This window comes from Streptomyces sp. NPDC030245, assembly GCF_055572995.1.
In genome coordinates, this window is the sequence record NZ_JBVICF010000011.1 from 153,261 (window position 1) to 179,614 (window position 26,354).

Sequence of the window (26,354 nt, forward strand, 5' to 3'; positions counted from 1 at the left end):
CGTGCGCCCGCTCCGGTTACGCCAACGCCCCCGTGACCGGCTCCACCGCCGCCACGAGCGCGCCCGTGCGGACGAACGCGTCCGCCGCCGCGAGGTCGGGCGCGAGGAAGCGGTCCGGGCCGGGGCCCTCCACGCCCGCCTTGCGGACGGCCTCGATGACCGCCTGCGTCGCCGGGGCGGGGGTGAGGCCCTCGCGGAGCTCGACGGCGCGCGTGGCGGCGTACAGCTCGATCGCGACGATGCGGGTGAGGTTGTCGACGGCCGTGCGGAGCTTGCGGGCGGCCGACCAGCCCATCGACACGTGGTCCTCCTGCATCGCGGAGGACGGGATGGAGTCGGCCGAGGCCGGGACGGCGAGCCGCTTCATCTCGCTGACCAGCGCGGCCTGCGTGTACTGGGCGATCATCAGGCCGGAGTCGACGCCCGCGTCGTCCGCGAGGAACGGCGGCAGGCCGTGCGAGCGGTTCTTGTCGAGGAGGCGGTCCGTGCGGCGCTCGGCGATGGAGCCGAGGTCGGCGGCGGCGACCGCGAGGAAGTCCAGGACGTACGCGACCGGGGCGCCGTGGAAGTTGCCGTTCGACTCGACGCGCCCGTCGGGCAGGACGACGGGGTTGTCGACGGCGGCCGCGAGCTCGCGCTCGGCGACGAGCCGCGCGTGCGCCATCGTGTCCCGGCCCGCGCCCGCGACCTGCGGGGCGCAGCGCACCGAGTACGCGTCCTGCACGCGCGGCGCGTCGTCCTGGTGGTGACCGGTGAGGCCCGAACCGGCGAGCACCGCCAGCATGTTGGCGGCGGAGGCGGCCTGGCCCGGGTGCGGGCGGATGGCGTGCAGCTCGGGGGCGAGGACCTTCTCCGTGCCGAGCAGGGCTTCGAGGGTGAGGGCGGCCGTGATGTCGGCCGACTTGTAGAGGGTCTCCAGGTCGGCGAGGGCCATGATCAGCATGCCGAGCATGCCGTCGGTGCCGTTGAGGAGGGCCAGGCCCTCCTTCTCGCGGAGCTCGACGGGGGTGATGCCGTGCGCGGCGAGCAGCTCGCCCGCGGGCCCGACCTCGCCGTCGGGCCCCTCGGCGTCGCCCTCGCCCATCAGCGTCAGCGCGCAGTGGCTGAGCGGCGCGAGGTCACCGGAGCAGCCGAGCGAGCCGTACTCGTGGACGACGGGCGTGATGCCCGCGTTCAGTACGTCGGCCATCGTCTGCGCGACCTCGGGGCGCACGCCCGTGTGGCCCGAGCAGACCGTCTTGAGGCGCAGGAACATCAGCGCGCGGACGACCTCGCGCTCCACGCGCGGGCCCATGCCCGCCGCGTGCGAGCGGACGATGTTGCGCTGGAGCTGGGCGCGGAGGTCGGGGCCGATGTGGCGGCTGGCCAGGGCGCCGAACCCGGTCGAGACGCCGTACACCGGCTCGGGCTTGGCGGCGAGCGCGTCGACGATCTCGCGGGAGGTGGCGAGTGCCGCCAGCGCCTCGGCGGAGAGTTCGATCCGTGCGTTTCCGCGCGCGACGGCGATGACGTCCGCCGCGGTCGTCCCGGAGGTCCCAAGGGCCACGGTGCCCACGCTGTGCATATCCATATTCAGCAGCGTACGGACTGAATCGCCGAGTGTCACGGGTGGATTCCGCGGGAGCCACTTACCGAGGTCGCAGCAGCCACTTACCGCGAGGTCGGCCGGGCCTCGGCGCCCCGACCATGCGTGTGCTCCTAGGCCCCGTCCTGGCCGGAGGTGCGCCGCCCCCGGAACCTCCGCCGCTCCCCCGCCCAGGGCACCCCCGGCGGCGCGTCGGCGAGCCGGACCACCGGGTCGTCCGCGCCCTCCCGCCCGGCCACCACCGGCTTCGCCGCGCGCGCGGCCTTCGCGCGGTACTGCGCCGCGTCGGCGAGGCGGAACAGGCGGCGGGCCGAGCGCACGGGGCCGATCGGGTCCCCGGTCGACGCGACGCCGCAGGCGACCCCGTCGCCCAGCTCCAACTCGGCCGCCCGTACGCAGAGTTCGTCGGCAGCCCGCACCACCTCGTCGGCCGTGGGGCCGACCGCGAGGAGGCAGAACTCGTCGCCGCCGAGGCGCGCCGCGAGCGCTCCGGGCAGCATCGCGCCGCAGAGCGAGAGGACCGAGCCGAAGCGCTCAAGGAGGCGGTCGCCGACCGCGTGGCCCTGGGTGTCGTTGACCTGCTTCAGTCCGTTCAGGTCGCAGACGACGAGGCTGACCACGGCCCCGTCGGCGAGGTGCCGCTCCACCGCGCGGTCGAGCCGGACGTCGACCGCGCGGCGGTTGGCGAGGCCGGTCAGCGCGTCGGTGTAGGCGAGGCGGCGCGCCTCCTCCAGGCGTTCCGTCTGCGCGAGCCCGGCGGCCACCACAGCGGCGAGGACCGTCGCGAAGTCGGCGTCGGCCCGGCCGAAGACGGGGTCGCCCGGCGGGCGCGCCACATACAGCTCGCCCCACGCGCGCCCGTGCAGCACGACCGGCGCGACGACGCAGCAGCCGCGGCCCCTGCGGCGCAGCGCGGCCACGCGCTGGTGGCAGTAGCCGGGCGCGCGGGAGTCCGCCGGGCCCTCGGCCGTCTCGACCCAGGCGTGCGGCTCGCCGCCGCCCGCCCAGTGCTCGTGCAGGAACTCGGTGATCTCGGGGAACCGGTTCACGGGATACGCCTCGTTCTCTGGGAACTCCTCCTCGCCCTGGACGCGCCGCCCGGCGTTGACCAGGACCCGCAGCCGCCCCATGTCCCGCTCCCAGACGGACAGCGCGGCGAAGCTCCCGTTCAGCGCGTGGCAGGCGCCGACGGCGGCCGCCCGCCAGGACTCGCGCGGAGTGTGCGCGGCGGCCATTCCCTGCGCCAGCTCCACCACGGCCCGCAGCCGGACGTCCTCTCCCATTTACCCAGGTTAGGAGGTTTGCTCCGGTTTGGAACCTCGGGACATCACGGAACGTGAGGCCGCGAGGGGCGTGCCTCTGTCCCCCCTACTCCCCGGGCCACTCCGGCTTCCGCTTCTCGTTGAACGCCGCGACGCCTTCCGCCCGGTCGCCGGAGAAGGCCACCGTGCGCCACGCCGCGTCCTCGACCTCCAGGCCCGCCCGCAGGTCGAGGCCGTGGCCGAGGCGCAGGGCGCGCTTGGCGGCGCGCAGGCCGACGGGCGAGTTCGCGGCGATGCGGGCGCCGAGCGCCAGCGCCTCCGCCCGGGCCTCGCCCTCCGCCACCAGCAGGTCGACCAGGCCCAACTCCCGTGCCTCCGCGGCCTCCACGCGGCGCGCCGAGAAGATCAGCTCGGCGGCGCGGGCGGCGCCGACGCGCCGCGGCAGGAGCTGGGTGCCGCCGCCGCCCGGGATGACACCGACGGACACCTCGGGAAGTCCCACGACCGCGGTCCCGTCCGCCACGATCATGTCGCAGGAGAGCGCGAGCTCGAACCCGCCCCCGAGCGCGAAGCCGTGCACGGCCGCGACGGTGGGCATGGGCAGCTCCAGTACGCCGGTGTAGGAGGCCCGCGTCGTGGGGCGCTGGCGGCGCAGCTCGGCGTCGCTGAAGGAGTTCCGCTCCTTCAGGTCGGCGCCCACGCAGAAGGCCCGCTCGTGGGTGGAGGTCAGGACGACGACGCGGGCGTCGGAGTCCTCGGAGAGGGCTGCGCAGGCGGCGGCGATGGAGCGGGCCATCTCCGAGGAGACGGCGTTCATCGCCTTGGGGCGGTCGAGGACGAGCTCGACGACGTGGCCGTGCCGCCTGACCGCCACGTACTCCCCGTACCGCTGCTCGTCACCCATGACGCCTCCTCCACCTGCCGGTTAACGACCGTTACCCGGGGATCATGACACCGGGCCGGTCCGGGAGGGAAGGGACTCGGGAAGGGACTCCTCAGCCTCTCCGCGCCAGGAGCCAGGGCTCGACCACCCCGAGGCCGCGGACCGGGCGCTGCCACATCGGCTGGAGCGCGAAGCGGTACGAGGGCGGCTCCTCGCCCTCCTTCTCCGCGGCGGCGGCCTCCTCCGCGGCCTGCGTCTCGGAGGCGGGCGCGTCGCCCGTCCGCGTCAGCTCCTCCGCGAACGCGCCGTCCACGAGGACGGCGTCCCGGGGCGCTATCGACGTGAGCCTGCTCGCGAGGTTCACGGTGGTGCCGAAGACGTCGCCCATGCGGGTCGTCACGGTCCCGAAGGCGATGCCGACGCGCAGCTCCGGCATGGTCTCGTCGTTGGCCATGGTCTCGATGAGGCGCAGTGCGATCTCCGCGGCGACGCCGGCGTCGTCGGCGGCGTACAGCACCTCGTCGCCGAGGGTCTTGATGAGCCGTCCGCCGTGCGCGGCGACGAGGTCCGCCGCCGTCGTCTCGAAGGCCTCGACGAGCTCGCCGAGCTCCTCCTCCTCCATGCGGCGGGTCAGCCGCGTGAACCCGACGAGGTCGGCGAAGCCGACGGCGAGGCGCCGGTCGACCATTTCGTCGTCGTCCGCGGCCTGCACCACGCGGCCGGTGGCGGCGGCGAGCTGGCGCCGCCACACGTAGACGAGGAACTCCTCCAGCTCGGGCAGGAGCAGCTCGATGAGGGGATACGTGACCTCGGTGCGGGTCATGCCCGGCTCGGGGGGTTCGGTGAGCCCCTCCAGGAAGGAGTCGATCTGCCACTCCGCGAGGCGGGCGGTGGTCTGTCCCGTGGACCGGGCCACCTGTACGGCCATGGCCTCGCTCAGCAGGCCCGCCTCGACGAGGCCCGCGAGGCGGCGCAGGGCGAGTACGTCCGCCTCGGTGAGGGCCTTGGCCTGGCCGATGTCCGGGAAGCCCATGGCCCGCCAGAAGCGGGACGCCAGCTCCATCGAGACGCCCGCGCTGCGGGCCGCCTGGAAGGGGGTGTAGCGGCGGTCGGCGCCGAGGATCAGCTGTTCGAGCCGTAGGGCGAGCGGGTCCCTGTCCGCGTCGCCGTCACCCTTCTCGTCCACCTCGGGCACGCCCGAGACGTCTCTCGCACCGTCCGCGTCCGGCTCCGCACCGGGGTGTGCACCCTCGCCGGAGCCCGTGTCGTCGACGGTCACGCCTGCTGCCCTTCCGATCTGCCGCGGTCAGGTATCGACCGGCGTCAACTTTACGGCAGGTGTGCCGCAGCTCACTCCCGACTCCCCCGAGCCGGCGCCCCGTGGCTCGGCGCCCCGCGCGTGCCGCGCCGGGCCGGCCGCCGCCTGCGGGTCCGCAGCACCTGCCTCGCCGGGCCGTCCCTCGCCTGCGGGCCCGCTGTGGCTGGTCGCGCAGTTCCCCGCGCCCCTAGGGGGTCCGGGCCGCCCGTCGAGCCGCGGCCCCCGCAGCAGCTGCCCCGACAGGCCGTCCCTCGCCTGCGGGCCCGCTGTGGCCGGTCGCGCAGTTCCCCGCGCCCCTGCCGGGTCCGGGTCGCCCGACCCCGCGGCCACGCACCTGCCTCGCCAGGCCGGCCGCCGCCTGCGGGTCCGCTGTGGCTGGTCGCGCAGTTCCCCGCGCCCCTAGGGGGCCGGGTCGCCCGCCCCCTGCGGCCACGCACCTGCCTCGCCAGGCCGGCCGCCGCCTGCGGGCCCGCTGTGGCCGCTCGCGCAGTTCCCCGCGCACCTGCCTCGCCGGGCCGGCCGCCGCCTGCGGGCCCGCTGTGGCCGGTCGCGCAGTTCCCCGCGCCCCTAGGGGGCCGGGTCCGCTCAAAGGGCCGGGCGCAAGTGGATGATGTCGGCTGCGCCTACCGGGTGCTGGATGCCCTCCCTCGTGGCCAGGACCAGGCGGCCGTCGCCGTCTACCGCTACTGCTTCGCCGGTGATGGAGCGGTCGCCGGGGAGGTGTGCGCGGACGTGGCGGCCGAGGGTCGCGCAGCCGGCGGCGTAGGTCTCCTGGAGGCCGCACGCGGCCGGGTCGCCCGCGGCCGTGCGCCAGTCGCCGTACCAGCGTTCCAGGGAGCGCAGCACGGCCCGCAGCAGCGGGTCGCGGTCCGTGGTCCGCGCGCCGGCCAGGGCGAGCGAGCCCGCCGTCGGGACGGGCAGCTCGTCCTCGCGGAGGGTGACGTTCAGGCCGACGCCGATGACGATGCCCCCGGCGGACGGCGAGCCCGCGCGCTCCGCGAGGATGCCGCCCGCCTTGCGCTCCTGGTCACCGACAGTCACCAGCAGGTCGTTGGGCCACTTGAGTGCGGTGTCCACGCCCGCCGCCCGCGAGAGCCCCGTGGCGACGGCGACCCCGGTGAGCAGCGGCAGCCAGCCCCAGCGCTCCACCGGTACCGAGGCGGGCTTGAGGAGGACGGAGAAGAAGAGCCCGGAGCGGGCGGGCGCGGACCACCGGCGGTCGAGGCGGCCGCGCGCCGCGCTCTGCTCCTCGGCGACGAGCACCGCGCCCTCGGGGAACTCGTCGGCCCGCGCCGCGAGGTCGGTGTTGGTGGAGCCGGTGGCGGGCACCACGTCGAGGGAGGACCACAGGCCGCCGTCCCGCAGCAGCGCCCGCCGCAGGGACCCGGCGTGGAGGGGCGGCCTGTCGAGGTCGGACCAGCGGTTGTCTTCAGTATCTGACGGCGTCATGCAAGCAACCTTAGGTGTGGTAAACGCCGCACTGCCGAACGGTATGCGCGCCGATACGCTACGGGTCAGTAGCCAGCCGCACAGCCGTAGACAAGCACCTTTGAGCAGGCAGGGAGCCGCATCCCGATGTCCGAGCCGGAAGAGCCCAACGTGCCCGCGTCAGACCGCACCGCCGAAGACGGCGCCACCGACATCCATACGACCGCGGGAAAACTTGCCGACCTGCACCGCCGCATCGAGGAGGCCAAGCACGCGGGCTCGGCCCGAGCGGTCGAGAAGCAGCACGCCAAGGGGAAGCTGACGGCGCGCGAACGCATTGAACTGCTGCTCGACGAGGGCTCCTTCGTCGAGTTCGACGAGTTCGCGCGGCACCGGTCCACCAACTTCGGCCTGGAGAAGAACCGGCCGTACGGCGACGGCGTGGTGACCGGGTACGGCACCGTCGACGGCCGCCCCGTCGCCGTGTTCTCGCAGGACTTCACCGTCTTCGGCGGCGCGCTCGGCGAGGTCTTCGGCCAGAAGATCGTCAAGGTCATGGACTTCGCGCTGAAGACCGGCTGCCCGGTCGTCGGCATCAACGACTCGGGCGGCGCCCGCATCCAGGAGGGCGTCATGGCCCTCGGGATGTACGGCGAGATCTTCCGCAGGAACACCCATGCGTCCGGTGTCATCCCGCAGATCTCGCTCGTCGTCGGGCCGTGCGCGGGCGGCGCCGTCTACTCCCCCGCGATCACCGACTTCACGGTCATGGTCGACCAGACCTCGCACATGTTCATCACGGGCCCCGACGTCATCAAGACCGTCACCGGTGAGGACGTCGGCTTCGAGGAGCTGGGCGGTGCCCGCACGCACAACTCCACGTCGGGCGTGGCGCACCACATGGCGGGCGACGAGAAGGACGCCATCGAGTACGTCAAGTCGCTCCTGTCGTACCTGCCGTCGAACAACCTCAGCGAGCCGCCCGCCTTCCCCGAGGAGGCGGACCTGGCGCCCACGGACGAGGACCTGGCGCTGGACACGCTGATCCCGGACAGCGCCAACCAGCCGTACGACATGCACCGCGTCATCGAACACGTCCTGGACGAGGGCGAGTTCCTGGAGACGCAGCCGATGTTCGCACCGAACATCCTCACCGGTTTCGGCCGCGTCGAGGGCCACCCGGTGGGCATCGTCGCCAACCAGCCCACCCAGTTCGCGGGCTGTCTGAACATCGACGCCTCCGAGAAGGGCGCCCGCTTCGTCCGCACCTGCGACGCGTTCAACATCCCGGTCATCACCTTCGTCGACGTGCCGGGCTTCCTGCCGGGCGTCGAGCAGGAGCACACGGGCATCATCCGGCGCGGCGCGAAGCTCATCTACGCGTACGCGGAGGCGACCGTCCCGCTGATCACGGTCATCACGCGCAAGGCGTTCGGCGGCGCGTACGACGTGATGGGCTCCAAGCACCTGGGCGCCGACCTGAACCTGGCGTGGCCGACCGCGCAGATCGCGGTGATGGGCGCGCAGGGCGCGGTCAACATCCTGCACCGCCGCACGATCGCCGAGGCCGGGGACGACGTCGAGGAGGTCAGGACGCGGCTCATCCAGGAGTACGAGGACGCCCTCCTGAACCCGTACACGGCGGCCGAGCGCGGCTACGTGGACGCGGTGATCATGCCGTCCGAAACCCGCTCCCACCTCGTGCGCGGCCTGCGTCAGCTGCGTACGAAGCGGGAATCCCTCCCTCCGAAGAAGCACGGCAACATCCCCCTCTAGACCCCCAGGAGGGCTCATGATCAAGGTCGTACGGGGCAATCCGACCCCCGAGGAGCTGGCCGCCGCCCTGGCGGTGGTCCAGGTGCGCGCCGCGGCGGTCGCCGGACAGCCGTCCGGCGCGCCCGCGCTGCCCGACTCCTGGGCCGACCCCGCGCGGGTGGCCAGGCACCGGCTGCCCGCACCGTCACCGACGGCGTGGGGCCGCACGTACTGGCCCGGGTAGGTGTGCCGGGCCGGGAACCTGAGTACGCGTACTCAGGCGTCCCGGCCCGCCCGGCCGCAGTATCGACTGCATGCTGTGGTCGGATCCGGAGGACAACCCTCCGAAGGACATGAGGGACCTCCAGGCGAAGATGCGCCGCGCGGGACTGGTCCTCGCCCTGGCCATGGTGGTGGCGATGTTCGTCCTCGGCATCCACTGAGGCGTCACGCCTGTACAGCCGCTGAGACGTGCACTGACGCATCCACTGAATGTTCTCGTCCGGGCGCCCTCGCTACGCTGACCGCATGAGTGATCAGCCCCGCCGTCTCGTCCTCGCCTCCCAGTCCCCCGCCCGGCTCGGTCTGCTCCGGCAGGCCGGCCTCGCCCCCGAGGTGATCGTCAGCGGTGTCGACGAGGACAAGGTCTCCGCGCCGACCCCCGCCGAGCTCGCCCTCGCCCTGGCCGAGGCCAAGGCGTCGGTGGTCGCCGCTCGGCCCGAGGCCAAGGGCGCGCTGGTGGTCGGCTGCGACTCGGTCCTGGAGCTGGACGGCCGGGCGCTCGGCAAGCCGACCGACGCCGAGGAGGCCACCGCCCGCTGGAAGGACATGCGCGGCCGCGCGGGCGTCCTCCAGACGGGGCACTGCGTCCACGACACCGTCTCCGGGCGGTACGCGTCCGCGACGGCGTCCACCGTCGTCCGTTTCGGTGAGCCCTCCGACGCCGAGATCGCCGCGTACGTCGCGAGCGGCGAACCGCTGCACGTGGCGGGCGCGTTCACCCTGGACGGCCGCTCGGCGCCGTTCGTCGAGGGCATCGAGGGCGACCACGGCAACGTCATCGGCCTCTCCCTGCCGCTGCTGCGCCGCCTCCTCGCGGAACTGGGCGTCGGCATCACGGAGTTGTGGCGGAAGTAGCTCTCAGGCGGCCTGGGGCGCGGCCACCTCGCCCTCCTGCTGCGCCTTCTTCTCGTACGCCACGAGCGTGAGGACGATCAGGCCGAGCACGCCCATCATGAAGGCGAACGCGGCCCAGCCCACCAGGCCGACGCAGAACGCCCCGAGCAGCGCGTGCACGACGGCGCAGCTGATCAGGAGTACCCGCCCGAAGCCGCCGGGCGCGCGGTCGCGCACGGCGGCGCGGGCGAGGACGAACGCGCAGAGCGCGAGGTAGCCGCCGATGAGGGCGCCCGCGATCCAGGTCGACACGGACATCGCACGGGGGTCGAGGCCCGCGAGGGACATGGCCTGGTTGTCGACGACGAGGCCGAGGAACCAGTTGAGGAGCCCGAGGCCGACGGCCTCCGCGAGGAGAACGATCGCGCCCACCCAGGCCACCGGTCTGCGCGTCATGGCGCCCACCCTCTTCCGCTTGCTGTTACCGCTGGTACGTCGGAGCCATCGCGAACGCTACTAACCGGTAAACCCTGGGACAAGAGCTGTGTCGCGGGCAAAGAATCATTGGGCCATTCGTAGGGACTCCACAAAGAAAGCCACGCGTCCGCAGCGCTGACACACAGAGACCTTGACCACACCGGAGGGCTACGCTGCCGGGGAGGGACCCTGCGTACCGCGGTACGACAAGGGATTTCACGAACCTAGCCGGTCTCGAGTCACACTCCGTGTGGGCAAGCTCACCATTGGGGACGGGTCGTAAGCCCGTGTCGGCAGTCCCTAAACTCGGCTTGTTTCAAGGAGGGAGCCATCGTGCGCAAGGTGCTCATCGCCAACCGTGGCGAAATCGCTGTCCGCGTTGCCCGGGCATGCCGGGATGCAGGGATCGCGAGCGTAGCCGTCTACGCAGACCCTGACCGGGACGCGCTGCATGTACGGGCAGCCGATGAGGCGTTCGCGCTGGGCGGTGACACTCCGGCCACCAGCTACCTGGACATCTCCAAGGTGCTGGCAGCGGCCAAGGACGCGGGGGCGGACGCCATCCACCCCGGCTACGGCTTCCTTTCGGAGAACGCCGACTTCGCGCAGGCCGTCATCGACGCGGGCCTGAACTGGATCGGCCCGCCGCCGCAGGCCATCCGCGACCTCGGCGACAAGGTCGCCGCGCGGCACATCGCGCAGCGCGCCGGCGCCCCGCTGGTCGCGGGCACGCCCGACCCGGTCTCCGGCGCCGACGAGGTCGTCGCCTTCGCCGAGGAGAACGGCCTGCCGATCGCGATCAAGGCGGCGTTCGGCGGTGGCGGCCGCGGTCTGAAGGTGGCCCGCACGCTCGAAGAGGTGCCCGAGCTGTACGACTCCGCGGTGCGCGAGGCCGTGGCGGCCTTCGGCCGCGGCGAGTGCTTCGTGGAGCGCTACCTCGACAAGCCGCGGCACGTCGAGACCCAGTGCCTCGCCGACAAGCACGGCAACGTGGTGGTCGTCTCGACCCGTGACTGCTCGCTCCAGCGCCGCCACCAGAAGCTGGTGGAGGAGGCGCCCGCCCCGTTCCTGACGGCCGAGCAGAACGAGCAGCTCTACGCCGCCTCGAAGGCGATCCTGCGCGAGGCCGGGTACGTGGGCGCGGGCACCGTCGAGTTCCTCGTCGGCGTCGACGGCACGATCTCCTTCCTGGAGGTCAACACCCGCCTCCAGGTGGAGCACCCGGTCACCGAAGAGGTCTCCGGCATCGACCTGGTCCGCGAGATGTTCCGCATCGCCGACGGCGAGGAGCTCGGCTACGACGACCCCGAACTCCGGGGTCACTCCTTCGAGTTCCGCATCAACGGCGAGGACCCGGGCCGCAACTTCCTGCCCGCGCCCGGCACCGTCACCACGTTCGCGCCGCCGTCGGGCCCCGGCGTCCGCCTGGACGCGGGCGTCGAGTCCGGCTCGGTCATCGGCCCGGCCTGGGACTCGCTCCTGGCCAAGCTGATCGTCACCGGTGCCACCCGCGAGCAGGCGCTCCAGCGTGCCGCCCGCGCGCTGGACGAGTTCGACGTGCAGGGCATGGCCACCGCCATCCCCTTCCACCGCGCCGTCGTCAAGGACCCGGCGTTCGCGCCCGAACTGACCGGCTCCAGCGACCCGTTCACGGTCCACACCCGGTGGATCGAGACCGAGTTCGTCAACGAGATCAAGCCGTTCACCGCGGCCGCCGACACCGAGACGGACGAGGAGCCGGGCCGCGAGACGGTCGTCGTCGAGGTCGGTGGCAAGCGCCTCGAGGTCTCGCTGCCGTCCTCGCTGGGCATGACCATCGCGCGCACCGCGGCGGCGGGGGGCGCCCGCCCCAAGCGCCGCGCGGCCAAGAAGTCCGGCCCCGCCGCCTCCGGCGACACCCTCGCCTCGCCCATGCAGGGCACGATCGTGAAGGTCGCGGTCGAGGAGGGCCAGGAGGTCAAGGAGGGCGACCTGGTCGTCGTCCTTGAGGCCATGAAGATGGAACAGCCCCTGAACGCACACCGCTCGGGCACGATCAAGGGCCTCACCGCGGAGGTGGGTGCGAGCCTCACCTCCGGCGCGGTGATCTGCGAGATCAAGGACTGAGCCAGGAGCTGACACGTCGGGCCGCGCTGGAAGATCCAGCGCGGCCCGACGGCATTTCGAGCCCGCCCGGCGCAGAGCTGGATTTCAAGCCCGTCCGGCGCTTGAGGACGAACCCGGCGCAGAGCTGGATTTCAAGCCCGTCCGGCGCTTGAGAACAAACCCGGCGCAGAGCTGCATCTCAAGCCCGTCCGGCGCTTGAGAACAAACCCGGCGCAGAGCTGGATTTCAAGCCCGTCCGGCGCTTGAGGACGAACCCGGCGAAGCCGGTGACAGACGCCGCCCCGGTGCAGAGCCATCGCCCCGCAACCGCAGCGCAGCGCCCCCGCGTCCTTCCTCCCGTAGAGCCGAAGACCACGGGGGGACTTCAGTGACACGCACGGGGGACGTACTGTGCCTGCTGGCCGCGGCAGGCGCCATCTCAGCCACCGGCTGGCTCGCGGCCACCGCCGGCACCGGGCAGCGCTACGAGGCGGGACTCGTCCTGGGGCTGGCCGCAGGCCTCTCCGTGGCGCTCCTGCGCCGCTTCACCCGCCTGCCACTGGGGCGCCGCCGCCCCTACACCTTCGCCCTGCCGCTGCCCGCACCCGACTGGCGCGCCCCGCTGCCGGACCCGGGCGGCGACCCCGAGGCCCTGCGCCCGCACGCCGAACACCGCGCCGCGCTCCTCAGCGACGCGTCCGCGCTCGGTGACGCCCTGGACCACACCTGCTCGCTCGCCCCGGAACTCCGCGCCGAACTGGCGCAGTTCGCCGTCACCGCGGCTATCCAGGCCAGCAACTCGGTGATCCTGCCGCCCTGCGAGGAACCGCTGAGCCCCGACCCGGCGTACGACGCCGCGCACGCGCTCGGGGAGCTCGTGGCGGGCGTCGAGTTCAGCCGCATCGGGCTGCGCGCCCTGGAGGCCCTGGTGACGGAGGTGCCGCTGCGGCCCGACCCGCCCTGCTACTTCAACCCGCTGCACGAGCGCGGCCACGCGCGCGTGGCCGTCACCGGCGGGGAGGCCGCCGCCTGCCACGGCTGCGCGAAGGAGCCCGCGCCGCTCCTGGTGCCGTCGGCGGCGGGCCCGGTGCCGTACTACGAGAGCGACGCCGTCGACCGGCGCTGGCGGCTGCTGGGCTACGGCGCGCTGACGCCGGACAACGGCGCCACGATGATCGCCGCGGCCCGCGACGGCTTCCGCCCGAGCCCCGCGCGGCCCCGTACGAAGGTGAGTTGATGATCATGGGGGAGCTGGCAGCAGGGGTGCTGACCGGACTCGCCGTCGGCACCTGCGTCACGTATCCGCTGGTGCTCTGGCTGACCCGGAACCTGCGCGGCGGCGCCCTGCCGCCGCACCGGCGCGAACGCAGGGCGAGGGCGGAGCTCGACGCCTTCTTCGCCCGCCGGGAGCCCTGAGAGCCTGTCCTACGCCGATCGCGCTCCGCGGGCAGTGGCATCCTTGAGGGACGCGTACGTTCACGAAGGGTGCGGGGATGACGACCGGCATGGGCCAGCAGGCGAGAGCGCCGCGGCAGGCGGCACAGTCGGCGCGCACCATGCGGGCCGACGCCCGCCGCAACTACGACAGGCTGCTCGCCGAGGGCCGCGCCGCCTTCGCCGAGCACGGCACGGGCGCCTCCCTGGAGGACGTGGCTCGCCGCGCGGGGGTCGGCATCGGCACGCTCTACCGCCACTTCCCCAACCGGCACGCGCTGGTCAGCGCGGTCTGGGAGGACGCGGTGAGCGACCTGCTCGCGCGCTCGCACGCGCTGCTCGACGACCCGCAGCCCTGTTCGGCACTCGTGGCGTGGCTGCGCGCCATCATCACTCATGCGGGTGAGTACCGCGGTCTGTCGAGCGCCCTCATGTCGGCGTCGCACGACGACACTTCGGCGCTCGCGCGGTGCAGCAGGCCGATGCGCGAGGCGGGCGCGGCACTGCTGGTCCGCGCGCAGGAGGCAGGGGCGGTGCGGCCCGACGTCTCCATCTCCGACCTGCTCCAGCTGACCAACGCGATCTCACTGGCGGCCGAGGAGACCCCGGACGATCCGGAGCTGGCCGACCGCCTGCTCACGCTGACCCTGCGGGGCCTGAAGGCCGACGGGCAGACCACGGCGTAACACCGCGCCCCGTCCGCCCCCGTCCGCTCCCGGCCCCACCCGCTTCCGGCCCCGCCCGGTTCAGCGGCGGCGCAGATCCGCGACCCGCGCCGCCCGCTCCCCGGGCGGCTGCTCCCCGAGTATGGCGCTGCGCAGCGGCTGGCCGGGGCCCGCCCCGTGAGTACGCCGCTGACCCGGCAGGGGCACGTCCCGGCGCGGCTGGCGCCCCGCCGGGACGGAATCGACACCGGGCCCGGCGTCAGGGCCGGCGGCACCACCGGCCACCGCGATCTGCACGCCCTGGTCGGCCAGCGCCTGCAACTCCGTGGCGGCGCGGTCGTCGTGCCCCGGCGGCTCGTCCGTGACCAGGCGGGTGATGACGTCCGTCGGCACCGTCTGGAACATCGTGTCGGTGCCGAGCTTGGTGTGGTCGGCGAGGACCACGACCTCGGCCGCCGCCTGGACCAGCGCACGGTCCACGCTCGCGGAGAGCATGTTGGACGTGGAGAGGCCGCGCTCGGCGGTCAGCCCACTGCCCGAGAGGAACGCGCGGGACACCCGCAGCCCCTGGAGGGACTGCTCGGCCCCGCTGCCCACGAGGGCGTAGTTCGAACCGCGCAGGGTGCCGCCGGTCATGACGACCTCCACCCGGTTGGCGTGGGCCAACGCCTGTGCCACCAGAAGGGAATTGGTGACGACGGTCAGGCCGGGCACCCGCGCGAGCCGTCGGGCCAGCTCCTGCGTGGTCGTACCCGCCCCGACGACGATGGCTTCGCCTTCTTCGACGAGACCCGCCGCGAGATCGGCGATAGCCGTCTTCTCGGCGGTCGCGAGATGTGATTTCTGCGGAAAGCCGGACTCCCGCGTGAATCCGCCCGGCAATACCGCACCGCCATGTCGGCGATCGAGGAGTCCTTCTGCCTCCAGCGCGCGCACGTCCCGCCGTACGGTCACTTCGGAGGTCTGGACGACGCGGGCGAGCTCACGGAGCGATACCGCCCCGTTGGCCCGCACCATTTCGAGGATCAATTGGCGACGTTCTGCAGCGAACACGAAACTGACAGTAACCCCAACGACCGTCTGCTTTCAGCAGTTTGCGCCGAATTACAGAAGTTGTGCGCACCGCAGGGTAGGAAGTGGTATAGGTGCTTACTCGGAGTGCCTATGCCGCGTGAATGGGCGACAACAGTGCGTGACCTGCGGAGAGTTGTTTACGGCCGCCGCGCGGATCAGCCCTCGCCCGCCGTCTTGCGGGTGTGGAGCTGACGCGCCACCTCGGCGATCGACCCCGAAAGCGACGGGTACACGGTGAACGCATTCGCGATCTGCTCGACCGTCAGATTGTTGTCGACCGCGATCGAGATGGGATGGATCAGTTCCGAAGCGCGCGGTGCGACGACCACACCGCCGACCACGATGCCCGTTCCCGGCCGGCAGAAGATCTTGACGAATCCGTCGCGGATGCCCTGCATCTTCGCGCGCGGATTCCGCAGCAGCGGCAGCTTCACCACGCGGGCGTCGATCTTTCCGGCGTCGACGTCGGCCTGGCTGTAGCCGACGGTCGCGATCTCGGGGTCGGTGAAGACGTTCGCCGACACGGCCTTCAGATTCAGCGGCTGCACCGCGTCACCCAGGAAGTGGTACATCGCGATGCGCCCCTGCATGGCGGCGACGGAGGCCAGCGCGAAGATCCCGGTCACGTCACCGGCCGCGTACACGCCCGGCGCGGAGGTGCGCGACACCTTGTCGGTCCAGATGTGCCCGGAGTCCTTCAGCTTGACCCCGGCCTCCTCCAGACCCATGCCGCTGCTGTTCGGAATGGCGCCGACGGCCATCAGGCAGTGCGTGCCGGAGATGACGCGCCCGTCGGCGAGCGTGACCTCGACCCGGTCCCCGACCCGCTTGGCGGAAGCGGCACGCGAACGGGACATCACGTTCATCCCGCGGCGCCGGAAGACGTCCTCCAGGACGGCGGCGGCGTCCGGGTCCTCACCGGGCAGCACGCGGTCACGGCTCGACACGAGCGTCACGTTCGACCCGAGGGCCTGATAGGCGCCGGCGAACTCGGCACCCGTCACACCCGAGCCGACCACGATGAGCTCCTCGGGCAGCTCGTCGAGGTCGTACACCTGCGTCCAGTTCAGGATCCGCTCGCCGTCGGGCTGCGCGTCGGGCACCTCGCGCGGGTGACCGCCGGTGGCGATCAGCACGGCGTCGGCGACGAGGGTCTCCTCGCTGCCGTCGGCGGCCCGCACCACGACCTTCCGCGACCCGTCGGTGTCCTGCTGCCCCTCCAGCCGCCCGCGGCCGCGCAGCACGCGCGCGCCGGCCCGCGTCACCGACGCGGTGATGTCGTGGGACTGCGCGAGCGCGAGCCGCTTCACACGGCGGTTGACCTTCCCCAGGTCGACGCCGACCACGCGCGCGGGGCTGTCGATGTGCGGGGTGTCGTCCGCGACGATGATCCCGAGCTCCTCGTACGAGGAGTCGAAGGTGGTCATCACCTCGGCCGTGGCGATCAGGGTCTTCGACGGCACGCAGTCGGTGAGCACCGACGCCCCGCCCAGACCGTCGCAGTCGACGACGGTCACCTCCGCGCCGAGCTGGGCGGCCACGAGCGCCGCCTCATATCCGCCGGGTCCGCCACCAATGATCACGATCCGAGTCACGTACTCCATTGTCCCGCACGCTTCAAGGTGGTCACGCGCCGGGGCCCTCCGTCCGTGCGAGGACCCCCCGTCCGGGCGGTCCTGCCTCTTCAGGAGGGGCGTACTTGATTGCTGCCGTACCCTCGACGTCATGTCGCTCTACGCCGCGTACGCCGGCAATCTGGATCCGCGGCTCATGTCACGCCGCGCCCCGCACTCACCGCTGCGCGCGACCGGCTGGCTGAACGGCTGGCGGCTCACCTTCGGCGGGGAGCACATGGGCTGGGAAGGCGCGCTCGCCACCCTCGTCGAGGCCCCCCGCTCCCAGGTCTTCGTGACGCTCTACGACATCGCCCCCATGGACGAGGACTCCATGGACCGCTGGGAAGGCGTCGGGCTCGACATCTACCGGCGCATGCGGGTCCGCGTGCACACGCTGGAGGGCGAGGAGCCGGCCTGGGTGTACGTACTCAACGGTTACGAGGGCGGGCTCCCCTCGGCACGCTACCTGGGCGAACTGGCGGACGCCGCCGAATCGGCCGGAGCCCCCCACGACTACGTGATGGAACTCCGCAAACGCCCCTGCTGACGACACCGTCCGTCGCCCTCGTCGGAAACGACAAGACAACGATCGGAATCCCGTGAGCATCGTCATCTACGCGCGTAGGCCATAAACGGCTACTCTCGTCCGCGTGAACGCTTCAGTTATTCCGGACGACATCCAGGGCGACCCCTACGCCTCCGCCGACGCCGCCGCCGCGCGCCTGCGTGAGCTGACGGGCGCCGAGACCCACGACGTCGCGCTCGTGATGGGCTCCGGCTGGGCGCCGGCCGTCGACGCGCTGGGCGAGCCCGAGGCCGACTTCGCCGTCACCGAGCTGCCCGGCTTCCCGCCGCCGGCGGTCGAGGGGCACGGCGGCCGCATCCGCTCCTTCAAGATCGGCGACAAGCGCGCCCTGGTCTTCCTGGGCCGCACCCACTACTACGAGGGCCGTGGCGTGGCCGCCGTCTCGCACGGCGTGCGCACCGCCGTGGCCGCCGGCTGCAAGACCATCGTGCTGACCAACGGCTGCGGCGGCCTGCGCGAGGGCATGCGCCCCGGCCAGCCGGTGCTGATCAGCGACCACCTCAACCTGACGGCGACGTCCCCGATCATCGGCGCAAACTTCGTCGACCTCACGGACCTGTACTCGCCGCGGCTGCGCGCCCTGTGCAAGGAGATCGACCCCTCCCTCGAAGAGGGCGTGTACGCGCAGTTCCCCGGCCCGCACTACGAGACCCCTGCGGAGATCCGCATGGCCCGCACGATCGGTGCGGACCTGGTCGGCATGTCCACGGTCCTCGAGGCCATCGCCGCGCGCGAGGCGGGCGCGGAGGTCCTCGGCATCTCCCTGGTCACGAACCTCGCCGCGGGCATGACGGGCGAGCCCCTCAACCACGAGGAGGTCCTCCAGGCGGGCCGCGACAGCGCGACCCGCATGGGCGAGCTCCTCGGCAAGGTCCTCAACCGCATCTGACGGGCGGGGGCGCCTTGACCGGGGGCCGGGCCCCGGAGCCCCCTCCGCACCGCCTCCGTCGGGCACCCCACCAGCCCCGCCGCTCCGCGGCGGATGTTTCCCACCCACCCACCCGTTTGCCCCGCGACGTCCTGCGGGGGTAGGGGCGGGTCGGCCGGGGTTCCCTGCGCCGTCCTGCGGGAGTAGGAGCACCAAGCCCGCCGCTTCGCGGCGGATGTATCCCACCCACCCACCCGTTTGCCCCGCGACGTCCTGCGGAGGTAGGGGCGGGTGGGTGGGGGTGACCCGCGCCGTCCTGCGGGAGTAGAGGCGGGGGGTGCCCCGTGACGTTCTGCTGGAGTAGGGGCGGGTGAGGGAGTGTGCCCCGTGACGTTCTGCTGGAGTGGGGGCAGGTCGGTTTGGGGGTGGGGCTTCGGTGGGACCAGAGGAGGCGGCAGCGTGGCGTGGCGTGGCGTTCGACTCGCGAGGTGGGTCCTTGTCTTGTCCTCGGCCGGCGCGGCACCGTCCGGCGACACGAAGCACGTACCGGCACCAGCACCAGCACCGGCACCGGCACCGGCACCGGCACACGGGCGATCACCGGCCCGGCCGAGGGCCATGCACCCCACCGGGCCGCAGCCGCAAGCGCGCCGGAGGGGACGTGGGGGTATGTGCGAACGGAGCACCGAGCACACACTGGCGCCTTTGGACTTGAGGCGCGGCGCAGGGATGGCGAGTACGCACATACCCCCGCGGCCCCGCCCCATAAGCGAGCAGTAGGCGCAAACCCGCACCCGCCCACCGCGCCCCGCCAGACAACACGCACACGAGCGACACGAGCGACACGAGAGGCTGAAGAAATCGTGCAGGACACCTCTGAACTCATCGCGCGGGCCCAGGCCTGGCAGGCCGAGGACCCGGACCCCGAGACCCGCGAGGAGCTCGGCAAGCTCATCGACGCCCAGGACGTCGACGAGCTGACCGCACGCTTCGCCGGCACCCTCCAGTTCGGCACCGCCGGCCTCCGCGGCGAACTCGGCGCCGGCCCCATGCGGATGAACCGCTCCGTGGTGATCCGCGCCGCCGCCGGCCTCGCCGCGTACCTCAAGGCGAAGGGCCGGACCGACGGCCTCGTCGTCATCGGCTACGACGCCCGCCACAAGTCCGCCGACTTCGCCCGCGACACCGCCGCCGTGATGACCGGCGCTGGCCTGCGCGCCGCCGTCCTCCCCCGCCCCCTCCCCACCCCCGTCCTCGCCTTCGCCATAAGGCACCTCGGCGCGGTGGCGGGCGTGGAGGTGACGGCCAGCCACAACCCCCCGCGCGACAACGGCTACAAGGTGTACCTGGGCGACGGCTCCCAGATCGTGCCGCCCGCCGACGCGGAGATCGCGGCGCAGATCGACGCCGTCGCGAGCCTCGACGACGTCCCCCGCCCCGAGGCCGGCTGGGAGACCCTCGACGACGCCGTCCTGGACGCCTACCTGGCCCGCACGGACGCCGTTCTCGCCCCCGGCTCCCCCCGCACCGCCCGCGTCGTCTACACGGCGATGCACGGCGTCGGCAAGGACACCCTCCTCGCCGCCTTCGCCCGCGCCGGCTTCCCGGCCCCGACACTCGTCGCCGAGCAGGCGGAGCCGGACCCGGACTTCCCCACGGTCGCGTTCCCGAACCCGGAGGAGCCGGGCGCGATGGACCTGGCCTTCGCGACGGCGGCCCGCACCACCCCCGCCCCGGACCTGATCATCGCCAACGACCCGGACGCGGACCGCTGCGCGGCGGCGGTCAAGACGGGTCCCGGCGAGGCGGATTGGCGGATGCTCCGCGGCGACGAGGTGGGCGCACTCCTCGCCTCGCACCTGGTCAAGCGCGGAGCGCACGGCACCTTCGCCGAGTCGATCGTCTCCTCCTCCCTCCTCGGCCGTATCGCCGAACACGCGGGCCTCCCCTACGAGGAGACCCTGACCGGCTTCAAGTGGATCGCCCGCGTCGAGGGCCTCCGCTACGGCTACGAGGAGGCGCTCGGCTACTGCGTCGACCCCGAGGGCGTACGCGACAAGGACGGCATCACGGCGGCGCTGGTCCTCACCGAGCTCGCCTCCGAGCTCAAGGAGCAGAACCGCACGTTCCTCGACCTCCTCGACGACCTGGCCCTGGAGCACGGCCTGCACGCCACCGACCAGCTGTCGGTCCGCGTGGAGGACCTGTCCCTGATCGCGGATGCGATGCGCCGCCTGCGCGAGCAGCCGCCGACGGAGCTCGCGGGCCTGCCCGTGACGAAGGCGGAGGACCTGACGCAGGGTACGGAGACGCTGCCGCCCACGGACGGCCTGCGCTACACCCTCGACGGTGCCCGCGTCATCGTCCGCCCGAGCGGCACGGAGCCGAAGCTGAAGTGCTACCTGGAGGTGGTGGTCCCGGTGTCGTCCAGGGCAGACCTCCCCGCGGCCCGCACCCGGGCGACGGACACCCTCGCCGCGATCAAGCGCGACCTCGCGTCGGCGGCGGGCATCTGAAGCGCCCCGCCGGCCCAGCCAGACACCCCGAGAGGCCGGGCCACCCACCCCCTCCCCCCGGGGAGGGGCCGCACCACCCCTCCGAGTGATTCCGCTGACGCAACTGCCGCAGTGCCCCGGTGCGCTGCCGGTCCCCCAGGAAGGGAGGACCGGTAGCGCACTTTCACGTTCCGCACGTTCCGGGAGCCGCCGCAGTGCCGTACGGATCCTCCGAGCCCTCGACCGCCACCCCCACCCCCGTTCCGACCCCCGCTCCCGCCCCCGTCCCGTCCCGCGTACCCGTGTCCAGGAGCCCGCAGGGCGCGGCACCCGCACCCCGGGGACCCGCGGCACACGCGGCGCGCCTGGGCCGCGCCCTGCGCCACGCCGCCCCCGCCCTCACCGCCTACGCGGCCGTACGCGGACTCGGCCTCCTCGCCTTCACCCTGTGGGCGCACCGCGACGGCCGCGGGGTGCGGCATCTGCTCATGGCGTCCTGGGACTGCGACTGGTACCTGCGGATCGCGAGCGACGGTTACGCCCAGGAGCTCGGCACCCGCATCGACGGGAACAACCTCGCCTTCTTCCCGCTGTACCCGTCACTCATCAGGGCGGGCGACGCGCTGCTCCCCTGGCTGCCGCGCGGCGCGGTGGGCCTGTCGGTCTCGGTGGCCGCCTCGCTGCTCGCGGCGTGGGGGATCTTCGCGGTGGGCGACCGGCTGTACGGCCGCAGGGCCGGGGTGATCCTGGCGCTCCTCTGGGGCAGCCTGCCGGTCGCGCTCGTGCAGTGGATGGGCTACACGGAGTCCCTGTTCACGGCTCTCTGCGCGTGGTCGCTGTACGCGGTGCTCAGCGGCCGCTGGCTGTGGGCGGGTTCCCTGGCCGCGCTCGCGGGGCTCACGCGGCCCACGGGGGTGGCGCTCGCCGCCGCGGTGGCCGTGACGGCACTGCTGTCCCTGCGCCGCTCCTTCGCCGTCCGGCCGCTCCTGGCCGCCGTCGTCGCCCCTCTCGGCTGGCTCTCGTACGTCGCCTGGGTGGGCCTGCGCCTGGGCCGCTGGGACGGCTACTTCGCCGTACAGAAGCTGTGGCGCAACGAGTGGGACGGCGGCGTCGGGACGCTGCGGCGGATGCGGGACCTGTTCCTGGTCGAGCGTCCCGCGCTGTTCGTGGCGATGGTGACGGCGGTCCTGCTGGGCTCGGTCGTGCTCTTCGTCCTGTCGGCGGGCGACCGGCAGCCGCTGCCCCTGCTGGTCTTCAGCGGCCTGCTGCTCCTGATCGTGCTCGGCAGCAGCGGCGTCTACTTCCCGCGGGCCCGCTTCCTGATGCCGGGCTTCCCGCTGCTGCTGCCGGTCGCCGTGGCGCTGGCGCGCGCGAGGACGCACGTACTGGTGACGCTGCTGGCCGCGGCGGCGCTCACGTCGGCGGTGTTCGGCGGCCACATGCTCCTGGGCTGGCACGGCCCTCCGTAGACACAGCCGCCACAGCCGAGACAGCCGACGCAGCCGAGCAGCCAACACAACCGGCCCGGCCCTCACGCCACCGCGAGCAGCACAACCGACCCAGTCCTCACGCCGCCACGAGCATCACAACCGACCCAGCCCTCACCCCACCGCGAGCAGCACCCCCAGCAGCACAGCCCCCGCCACGCACGGCGCGACGACCTCGTACGCCCAGCGCACTGTCGGCTCGCCCTGCGCGGACTCCGCGTCGGCGCGCTGCTCGGCGAGTTCGCGGAGCTCGTCCATGGACTGGTCGCCCGAGGCGCGGGTGGGCGGTGCGTGCGGGTCGAGGAAGGGGCGGCCGCCCGTGGGGTCGCCGGACGCGGCGGCCTGCGACTGGCGACGGGCCGCCTTCTTGCGCCCGCGCAGCGAGACGGGGATGGCCCAGAGCTGGAACTTGGTGCCGTCGTTGGTGAGGACCTCGTTCGAGTAGCCGGAGCGGAGCGTCGCGACGGCCGCCCAGGGCAGCGTGATGGTCCTGAAGGGGTTGCGGACGCGGAGCCGGTCGTCGTTGGCGTACACGGCGGGCCGCACGGTGAACGCGACGACGAGCGGCACCGCGAAGAGCAGCCCGGCCAGCGCGAGCCAGGGCGTGCGCCCCTCGCCGCGCACCACCGCGTCGATCCCGAGCCAGGCCCCGAGAGCGAGCAGCAGCACCCCACCGGCGATCCCGGCGGGCGACCGGAAGGTACGGTCCTTGTACACGGGCTCCGCCACGGGCTCTGCCACGGGCTCGGCCACGGGCTCGGCCACGGACTCCGCGGGCTCGCTCATACCCTGACGCTTCTGAGGGTCGCTCATACCCTGATTCTGCCTGAAGCCCGGGTGGAGCCCCGGGGGTGCCACCCCTGTACAGCAGCTACGCGCGTAGATATGCTCCCCTCGTGACCATGCCCACTGCATTCGCTGACGTGACCGCGTCCGAGAGCACGCTCCGCCGCTTCCTGCACGGACTGCCCGGCGTCGACGCGGTCGGCCTGGAGGCGCGTGCCGCCTCGCTCGGTACCCGTTCGATCAAGACCACGGCGAAGGCGTACGCCATCGACCTGGCCATTTCCATGATCGACCTGACGACCCTGGAAGGCGCCGACACCCCGGGCAAGGTCCGGGCGCTCGGCGCGAAGGCCGTCAACCCGGACCCCACCGACCGTACGACTCCGAGGACGGCCGCCGTCTGCGTCTATCCGGACATGGTCGCCACCGCCAAGGAGGCCGTCGCGGGCAGCGGCGTGCAGGTCGCGTCCGTCGCGACCGCCTTCCCCGCGGGCCGCGCGGCCATCGAGGTGAAGCTCGGTGACGTGCGCGAGGCCGTCGCGGCCGGCGCCGACGAGATCGACATGGTCATCGACCGCGGAGCCTTCCTCTCCGGCGACTACATGACCGTGTTCGAGCAGATCCGCGCCGTGAAGGAGGCCTGCGGCACCGCCCGTCTGAAGGTCATCTTCGAGACCGGTGAGCTCTCGACGTACGACAACATCAAGCGCGCCAGCTGGATCGGCATGATCGCCGGCGCCGACTTCATCAAGACCTCGACCGGCAAGGTCGGCGTCAACGCCACCCCGGCCAACACCCTGCTCATGCTGGAGGCCGTCCGCGACTTCCGCGCGCAGACCGGGGTGCAGATCGGTGTGAAGCCCGCGGGCGGCATCCGCTCGACCAAGGACGCGGTGAAGTTCCTCGTCCTGGTGAACGAGACGGCGGGCCCGGACTGGCTGGACAACCACTGGTTCCGCTTCGGCGCCTCGTCGCTCCTCAACGACCTGCTGATGCAGCGCCAGAAGCTGGCCACAGGACGCTACTCCGGCCCCGACTACGTGACGGTGGACTGACCCATGACCTCCACTCCTTTCGAGTACGCACCCGCGCCGGAGTCCCGCTCCGTCGTCGACATCGCCCCGTCGTACGGCCTGTTCATCGACGGCGAGTTCACCGAGGCCGCCGACGGCAAGGTCTTCAAGACCGTCTCGCCGTCCACCGAGGAGGTCCTCTCCGAGGTCGCGCAGGCCGGCGAGGCGGACGTCGACCGCGCGGTGCGGGCCGCCCGCGCCGCCTTCGAGAAGTGGTCGGCGCTGCCGGGCGCCGAGCGCGCCAAGTACCTGTTCCGCATCGCCCGGATCATCCAGGAGCGCAGCCGCGAGCTGGCCGTCCTGGAGACGCTGGACAACGGCAAGCCGATCAAGGAGACCCGCGACGCGGACCTCCCCCTGGTCGCCGCGCACTTCTTCTACTACGCGGGCTGGGCCGACAAGCTCGACCACGCCGGCTTCGGGAAGAACCCGGCGCCCCTCGGCGTCGCGGGCCAGGTCATCCCGTGGAACTTCCCGCTCCTGATGCTGGCCTGGAAGATCGCCCCGGCGCTCGCGACCGGCAACACGGTCGTCCTGAAGCCCGCCGAGACGACCCCGCTCTCCGCGCTGTTCTTCGCGGACATCTGCCGCCAGGCGGGCCTGCCCAAGGGCGTCGTCAACATCCTCCCCGGGTACGGCGACGCGGGCGCGGCCCTGACCGCCCACCCCGACGTGAACAAGGTGGCCTTCACCGGCTCCACCGCCGTCGGCAAGGCGATCGCCCGCCAGGTCGCGGGCACCGACAAGAAGGTCACGCTCGAACTGGGCGGCAAGGGCGCGAACATCGTCTTCGACGACGCCCCCATCGACCAGGCCGTCGAGGGCATCGTCACCGGCATCTTCTTCAACCAGGGCCAGGTCTGCTGCGCGGGCTCGCGCCTCCTCGTACAGGAGTCGGTCCAGGACGAGGTGCTCGACGCCCTCAAGCGCCGCCTCGCCACCCTCCGCCTCGGCGACCCGCTCGACAAGAACACCGACATCGGCGCCATCAACTCCGCCGAGCAGCTGGCCCGCATCACCGCGCTCGCCGAGACCGGCGAGGCGGAGGGCGCCGAGCGCTGGTCGCCGGCGTGCGAGCTCCCCACGTCCGGCTACTGGTTCGCGCCGACCCTCTTCACGAACGTGACGCAGGCGCACACCATCGCCCGCGACGAGATCTTCGGCCCGGTCCTGTCCGTGCTCACCTTCCGCACGCCGGACGAGGCCGTCGCCAAGGCCAACAACACGCAGTACGGGCTCTCCGCCGGCATCTGGACGGAGAAGGGCTCCCGCATCCTCGCGGTCGCGAACAAGCTCCGGGCGGGCGTCGTCTGGGCCAACACTTTCAACAAGTTCGACCCGACGTCGCCGTTCGGCGGCTACAAGGAGTCGGGCCACGGCCGCGAGGGCGGCCGCCACGGGCTGGAGGCGTACCTCGATGTCTGACGCACGACTTGGCGTCTTCAAGACCTACAAGCTGTACGTGGGGGGCAAGTTCCCCCGCAGCGAGAGCGGCCGGGTGTACGAGGTGACCGACACGAAGAACACGTGGCTGGCCAACGCGCCGCTGTCGTCCCGCAAGGACGCCCGTGACGCCGTGGTGGCCGCGCGCAAGGCGCAGGGCGGCTGGGCCGGCGCGACCGCGTACAACCGCGGCCAGGTCCTCTACCGCGTCGCCGAGATGCTGGAGGGCCGCCGCGAGCAGTTCGTCCGCGAGGTCGCCGACGCCGAGGGCGTCTCCAAGGCGAAGGCCGCCGCCCAGGTCGACGCGGCGATCGACCGCTGGGTCTGGTACGCGGGGTGGACCGACAAGATCGCCCAGGTCGTGGGCGGCGCCAACCCGGTCGCGGGCCCGTTCTTCAACCTGTCGACGCCGGAGCCGACCGGCGTGGTCGCGGTCCTCGCGCCCCAGGAGTCCTCGCTCCTCGGCCTGGTCTCGGTCATCGCCCCGGTGATCGCGACGGGCAACACGGCCGTCGTCGTCGCCGCCGAGAAGTCGCCGCTGCCCGCCCTCTCGCTGGGCGAGGTCCTCGCGACCTCGGACGTCCCGGGCGGTGTGGTCAACATCCTCACCGGGAAGACCGCCGAGATCGCGGCCCCGCTCGCCGCCCACCAGGACGTCAACGCGATCGACCTGACCGGCGCGGGCGCCGAGCTCGCCCGTGAGCTGGAGATCGCGGCGGCGGACAACCTCAAGCGCGTCCTGCGTCCACAGCCTGTGGACACGGACTGGACCGCCGACCCCGGCACGCACCGTCTGACGGCCTTCCTGGAGACCAAGACGGTCTGGCACCCGACGGGTTCGCTCGGCGCCTCCGGCTCGGCCTACTAGCCACTGGCGCACACCGAAGCCACTGGCGCACACCGAAGCCACTGCCGCAC

At 72.7% G+C, this 26,354-nt stretch carries 24 protein-coding genes; 15 read left to right on the forward strand and 9 right to left on the reverse strand.

The window, feature by feature from the left end; translation table 11 throughout:
• Positions 1 to 16: 16 nt before the first annotated feature.
• The 5 genes from hutH to ACZ4Z4_RS28080 form a co-directional block, all read right to left on the reverse strand.
• Positions 17 to 1,555 carry a histidine ammonia-lyase gene (hutH, locus tag ACZ4Z4_RS28060; protein ID WP_468333483.1) on the reverse strand — a complete coding sequence of 513 codons (1,539 nt, stop codon included), beginning with the start codon at positions 1,553 to 1,555 and terminating at the stop codon, positions 17 to 19.
• 143 nt (positions 1,556 to 1,698) lie between these two features.
• Positions 1,699 to 2,868, reverse strand: a complete 1,170-nt coding sequence (locus ACZ4Z4_RS28065) for a GGDEF domain-containing protein (protein ID WP_468333094.1) — start codon at positions 2,866 to 2,868, stop codon at positions 1,699 to 1,701.
• Between the two features lie 85 nt (positions 2,869 to 2,953).
• Positions 2,954 to 3,751, reverse strand: coding sequence for an enoyl-CoA hydratase/isomerase family protein (locus ACZ4Z4_RS28070; protein ID WP_468333097.1), 798 nt, complete (start codon positions 3,749 to 3,751; stop codon positions 2,954 to 2,956).
• Between the two features lie 91 nt (positions 3,752 to 3,842).
• Entirely contained in the window at positions 3,843 to 5,009 is a 1,167-nt protein-coding gene (locus tag ACZ4Z4_RS28075; RefSeq protein WP_468333100.1) for an adenylate/guanylate cyclase domain-containing protein, read from the reverse strand.
• A 624-nt stretch (positions 5,010 to 5,633) separates the two neighbouring features.
• Entirely contained in the window at positions 5,634 to 6,497 is an 864-nt protein-coding gene (locus ACZ4Z4_RS28080; RefSeq protein WP_468333103.1) for a biotin--[acetyl-CoA-carboxylase] ligase, read from the reverse strand.
• A gap of 126 nt (positions 6,498 to 6,623) precedes the next feature.
• Here ACZ4Z4_RS28080 and ACZ4Z4_RS28085 point away from each other — a divergent pair, with 126 nt between their 5' ends.
• From ACZ4Z4_RS28085 to ACZ4Z4_RS28100, 4 genes are all read left to right on the forward strand, one after another.
• Positions 6,624 to 8,252, forward strand: a complete 1,629-nt coding sequence (locus tag ACZ4Z4_RS28085; protein ID WP_468333106.1) for an acyl-CoA carboxylase subunit beta — start codon at positions 6,624 to 6,626, stop codon at positions 8,250 to 8,252.
• A gap of 16 nt (positions 8,253 to 8,268) precedes the next feature.
• Positions 8,269 to 8,475, forward strand: coding sequence for an acyl-CoA carboxylase subunit epsilon (locus tag ACZ4Z4_RS28090; RefSeq protein ID WP_365365909.1), 207 nt, complete (start codon positions 8,269 to 8,271; stop codon positions 8,473 to 8,475).
• A 70-nt stretch (positions 8,476 to 8,545) separates the two neighbouring features.
• The gene (gene mmpB / locus ACZ4Z4_RS28095) at positions 8,546 to 8,674 is read left to right on the forward strand and encodes a morphogenic membrane protein MmpB (protein ID WP_361170439.1); all 129 of its coding nucleotides are present in this window, start codon (positions 8,546 to 8,548) and stop codon (positions 8,672 to 8,674) included.
• A gap of 85 nt (positions 8,675 to 8,759) precedes the next feature.
• On the forward strand, positions 8,760 to 9,368 hold the full coding sequence (locus ACZ4Z4_RS28100; protein WP_468333109.1) for a nucleoside triphosphate pyrophosphatase: 609 nt from the start codon (positions 8,760 to 8,762) through the stop codon (positions 9,366 to 9,368).
• A gap of 3 nt (positions 9,369 to 9,371) precedes the next feature.
• On the opposite strand, the gene ACZ4Z4_RS28105 is transcribed toward ACZ4Z4_RS28100, so the two are convergent.
• A complete protein-coding gene (locus ACZ4Z4_RS28105) occupies positions 9,372 to 9,803 on the reverse strand; it encodes a hypothetical protein (RefSeq protein WP_468333112.1) in 432 nt (143 codons plus the stop codon).
• A gap of 354 nt (positions 9,804 to 10,157) precedes the next feature.
• Between ACZ4Z4_RS28105 and ACZ4Z4_RS28110 the strand changes: the two genes are divergently transcribed.
• From ACZ4Z4_RS28110 to ACZ4Z4_RS28125, 4 genes are all read left to right on the forward strand, one after another.
• Positions 10,158 to 11,930 carry an acetyl/propionyl/methylcrotonyl-CoA carboxylase subunit alpha gene (locus ACZ4Z4_RS28110; protein WP_468333115.1) on the forward strand — a complete coding sequence of 591 codons (1,773 nt, stop codon included), beginning with the start codon at positions 10,158 to 10,160 and terminating at the stop codon, positions 11,928 to 11,930.
• A 367-nt stretch (positions 11,931 to 12,297) separates the two neighbouring features.
• Positions 12,298 to 13,146: a hypothetical protein gene (locus tag ACZ4Z4_RS28115; protein WP_468333118.1), complete on the forward strand. Its 849-nt coding sequence runs from the start codon at positions 12,298 to 12,300 to the stop codon at positions 13,144 to 13,146.
• A 5-nt stretch (positions 13,147 to 13,151) separates the two neighbouring features.
• Positions 13,152 to 13,325 carry a hypothetical protein gene (locus ACZ4Z4_RS28120; RefSeq protein WP_468333121.1) on the forward strand — a complete coding sequence of 58 codons (174 nt, stop codon included), beginning with the start codon at positions 13,152 to 13,154 and terminating at the stop codon, positions 13,323 to 13,325.
• A 140-nt stretch (positions 13,326 to 13,465) separates the two neighbouring features.
• Positions 13,466 to 14,029 carry a TetR/AcrR family transcriptional regulator gene (locus ACZ4Z4_RS28125; RefSeq protein ID WP_468333486.1) on the forward strand — a complete coding sequence of 188 codons (564 nt, stop codon included), beginning with the start codon at positions 13,466 to 13,468 and terminating at the stop codon, positions 14,027 to 14,029.
• Between the two features lie 60 nt (positions 14,030 to 14,089).
• Here the strand turns inward: ACZ4Z4_RS28125 and ACZ4Z4_RS28130 are convergent, their stop codons facing one another.
• Both ACZ4Z4_RS28130 and ACZ4Z4_RS28135 read right to left on the reverse strand, forming a co-directional pair.
• Entirely contained in the window at positions 14,090 to 15,061 is a 972-nt protein-coding gene (locus tag ACZ4Z4_RS28130; RefSeq protein ID WP_468333124.1) for a DeoR/GlpR family DNA-binding transcription regulator, read from the reverse strand.
• Between the two features lie 176 nt (positions 15,062 to 15,237).
• Positions 15,238 to 16,686, reverse strand: a complete 1,449-nt coding sequence (locus ACZ4Z4_RS28135; RefSeq protein WP_398300558.1) for an NAD(P)H-quinone dehydrogenase — start codon at positions 16,684 to 16,686, stop codon at positions 15,238 to 15,240.
• 121 nt (positions 16,687 to 16,807) lie between these two features.
• On the opposite strand from ACZ4Z4_RS28135, the gene ACZ4Z4_RS28140 reads away from it, so the two are divergent.
• The 4 genes from ACZ4Z4_RS28140 to ACZ4Z4_RS28155 all read left to right on the forward strand — a co-directional run bounded on the left by ACZ4Z4_RS28140 (position 16,808) and on the right by ACZ4Z4_RS28155 (position 22,116).
• Positions 16,808 to 17,245: a gamma-glutamylcyclotransferase family protein gene (locus tag ACZ4Z4_RS28140; protein ID WP_362998771.1), complete on the forward strand. Its 438-nt coding sequence runs from the start codon at positions 16,808 to 16,810 to the stop codon at positions 17,243 to 17,245.
• 103 nt (positions 17,246 to 17,348) lie between these two features.
• Positions 17,349 to 18,173, forward strand: a complete 825-nt coding sequence (locus ACZ4Z4_RS28145) for a purine-nucleoside phosphorylase (protein WP_468333130.1) — start codon at positions 17,349 to 17,351, stop codon at positions 18,171 to 18,173.
• 842 nt (positions 18,174 to 19,015) lie between these two features.
• Positions 19,016 to 20,668 (forward strand): phospho-sugar mutase, encoded by a 1,653-nt coding sequence (locus ACZ4Z4_RS28150; protein WP_468333133.1) that lies wholly within the window; start codon positions 19,016 to 19,018, stop codon positions 20,666 to 20,668.
• Positions 20,669 to 20,862: 194 nt separating this feature from the next.
• Positions 20,863 to 22,116, forward strand: a complete 1,254-nt coding sequence (locus ACZ4Z4_RS28155) for a glycosyltransferase family 39 protein (protein ID WP_468333136.1) — start codon at positions 20,863 to 20,865, stop codon at positions 22,114 to 22,116.
• Between the two features lie 132 nt (positions 22,117 to 22,248).
• Here the strand turns inward: ACZ4Z4_RS28155 and ACZ4Z4_RS28160 are convergent, their stop codons facing one another.
• Positions 22,249 to 22,920, reverse strand: coding sequence for a PH domain-containing protein (locus ACZ4Z4_RS28160; protein WP_468333139.1), 672 nt, complete (start codon positions 22,918 to 22,920; stop codon positions 22,249 to 22,251).
• Between the two features lie 116 nt (positions 22,921 to 23,036).
• Between ACZ4Z4_RS28160 and deoC the strand changes: the two genes are divergently transcribed.
• From deoC to ACZ4Z4_RS28175, 3 genes are read left to right on the forward strand one after another with little or no spacing between them, the layout of a single operon-like run.
• Positions 23,037 to 23,975 carry a deoxyribose-phosphate aldolase gene (deoC, locus tag ACZ4Z4_RS28165; RefSeq protein WP_468333489.1) on the forward strand — a complete coding sequence of 313 codons (939 nt, stop codon included), beginning with the start codon at positions 23,037 to 23,039 and terminating at the stop codon, positions 23,973 to 23,975.
• A 3-nt stretch (positions 23,976 to 23,978) separates the two neighbouring features.
• Entirely contained in the window at positions 23,979 to 25,418 is a 1,440-nt protein-coding gene (locus tag ACZ4Z4_RS28170) for an aldehyde dehydrogenase family protein (RefSeq protein WP_468333142.1), read from the forward strand.
• Entirely contained in the window at positions 25,411 to 26,304 is an 894-nt protein-coding gene (locus ACZ4Z4_RS28175; RefSeq protein WP_468333144.1) for an aldehyde dehydrogenase family protein, read from the forward strand. Before ACZ4Z4_RS28170 ends, ACZ4Z4_RS28175 begins: the two co-directional genes overlap by 8 nt.
• The last annotated feature ends 50 nt before the right edge of the window (positions 26,305 to 26,354 follow it).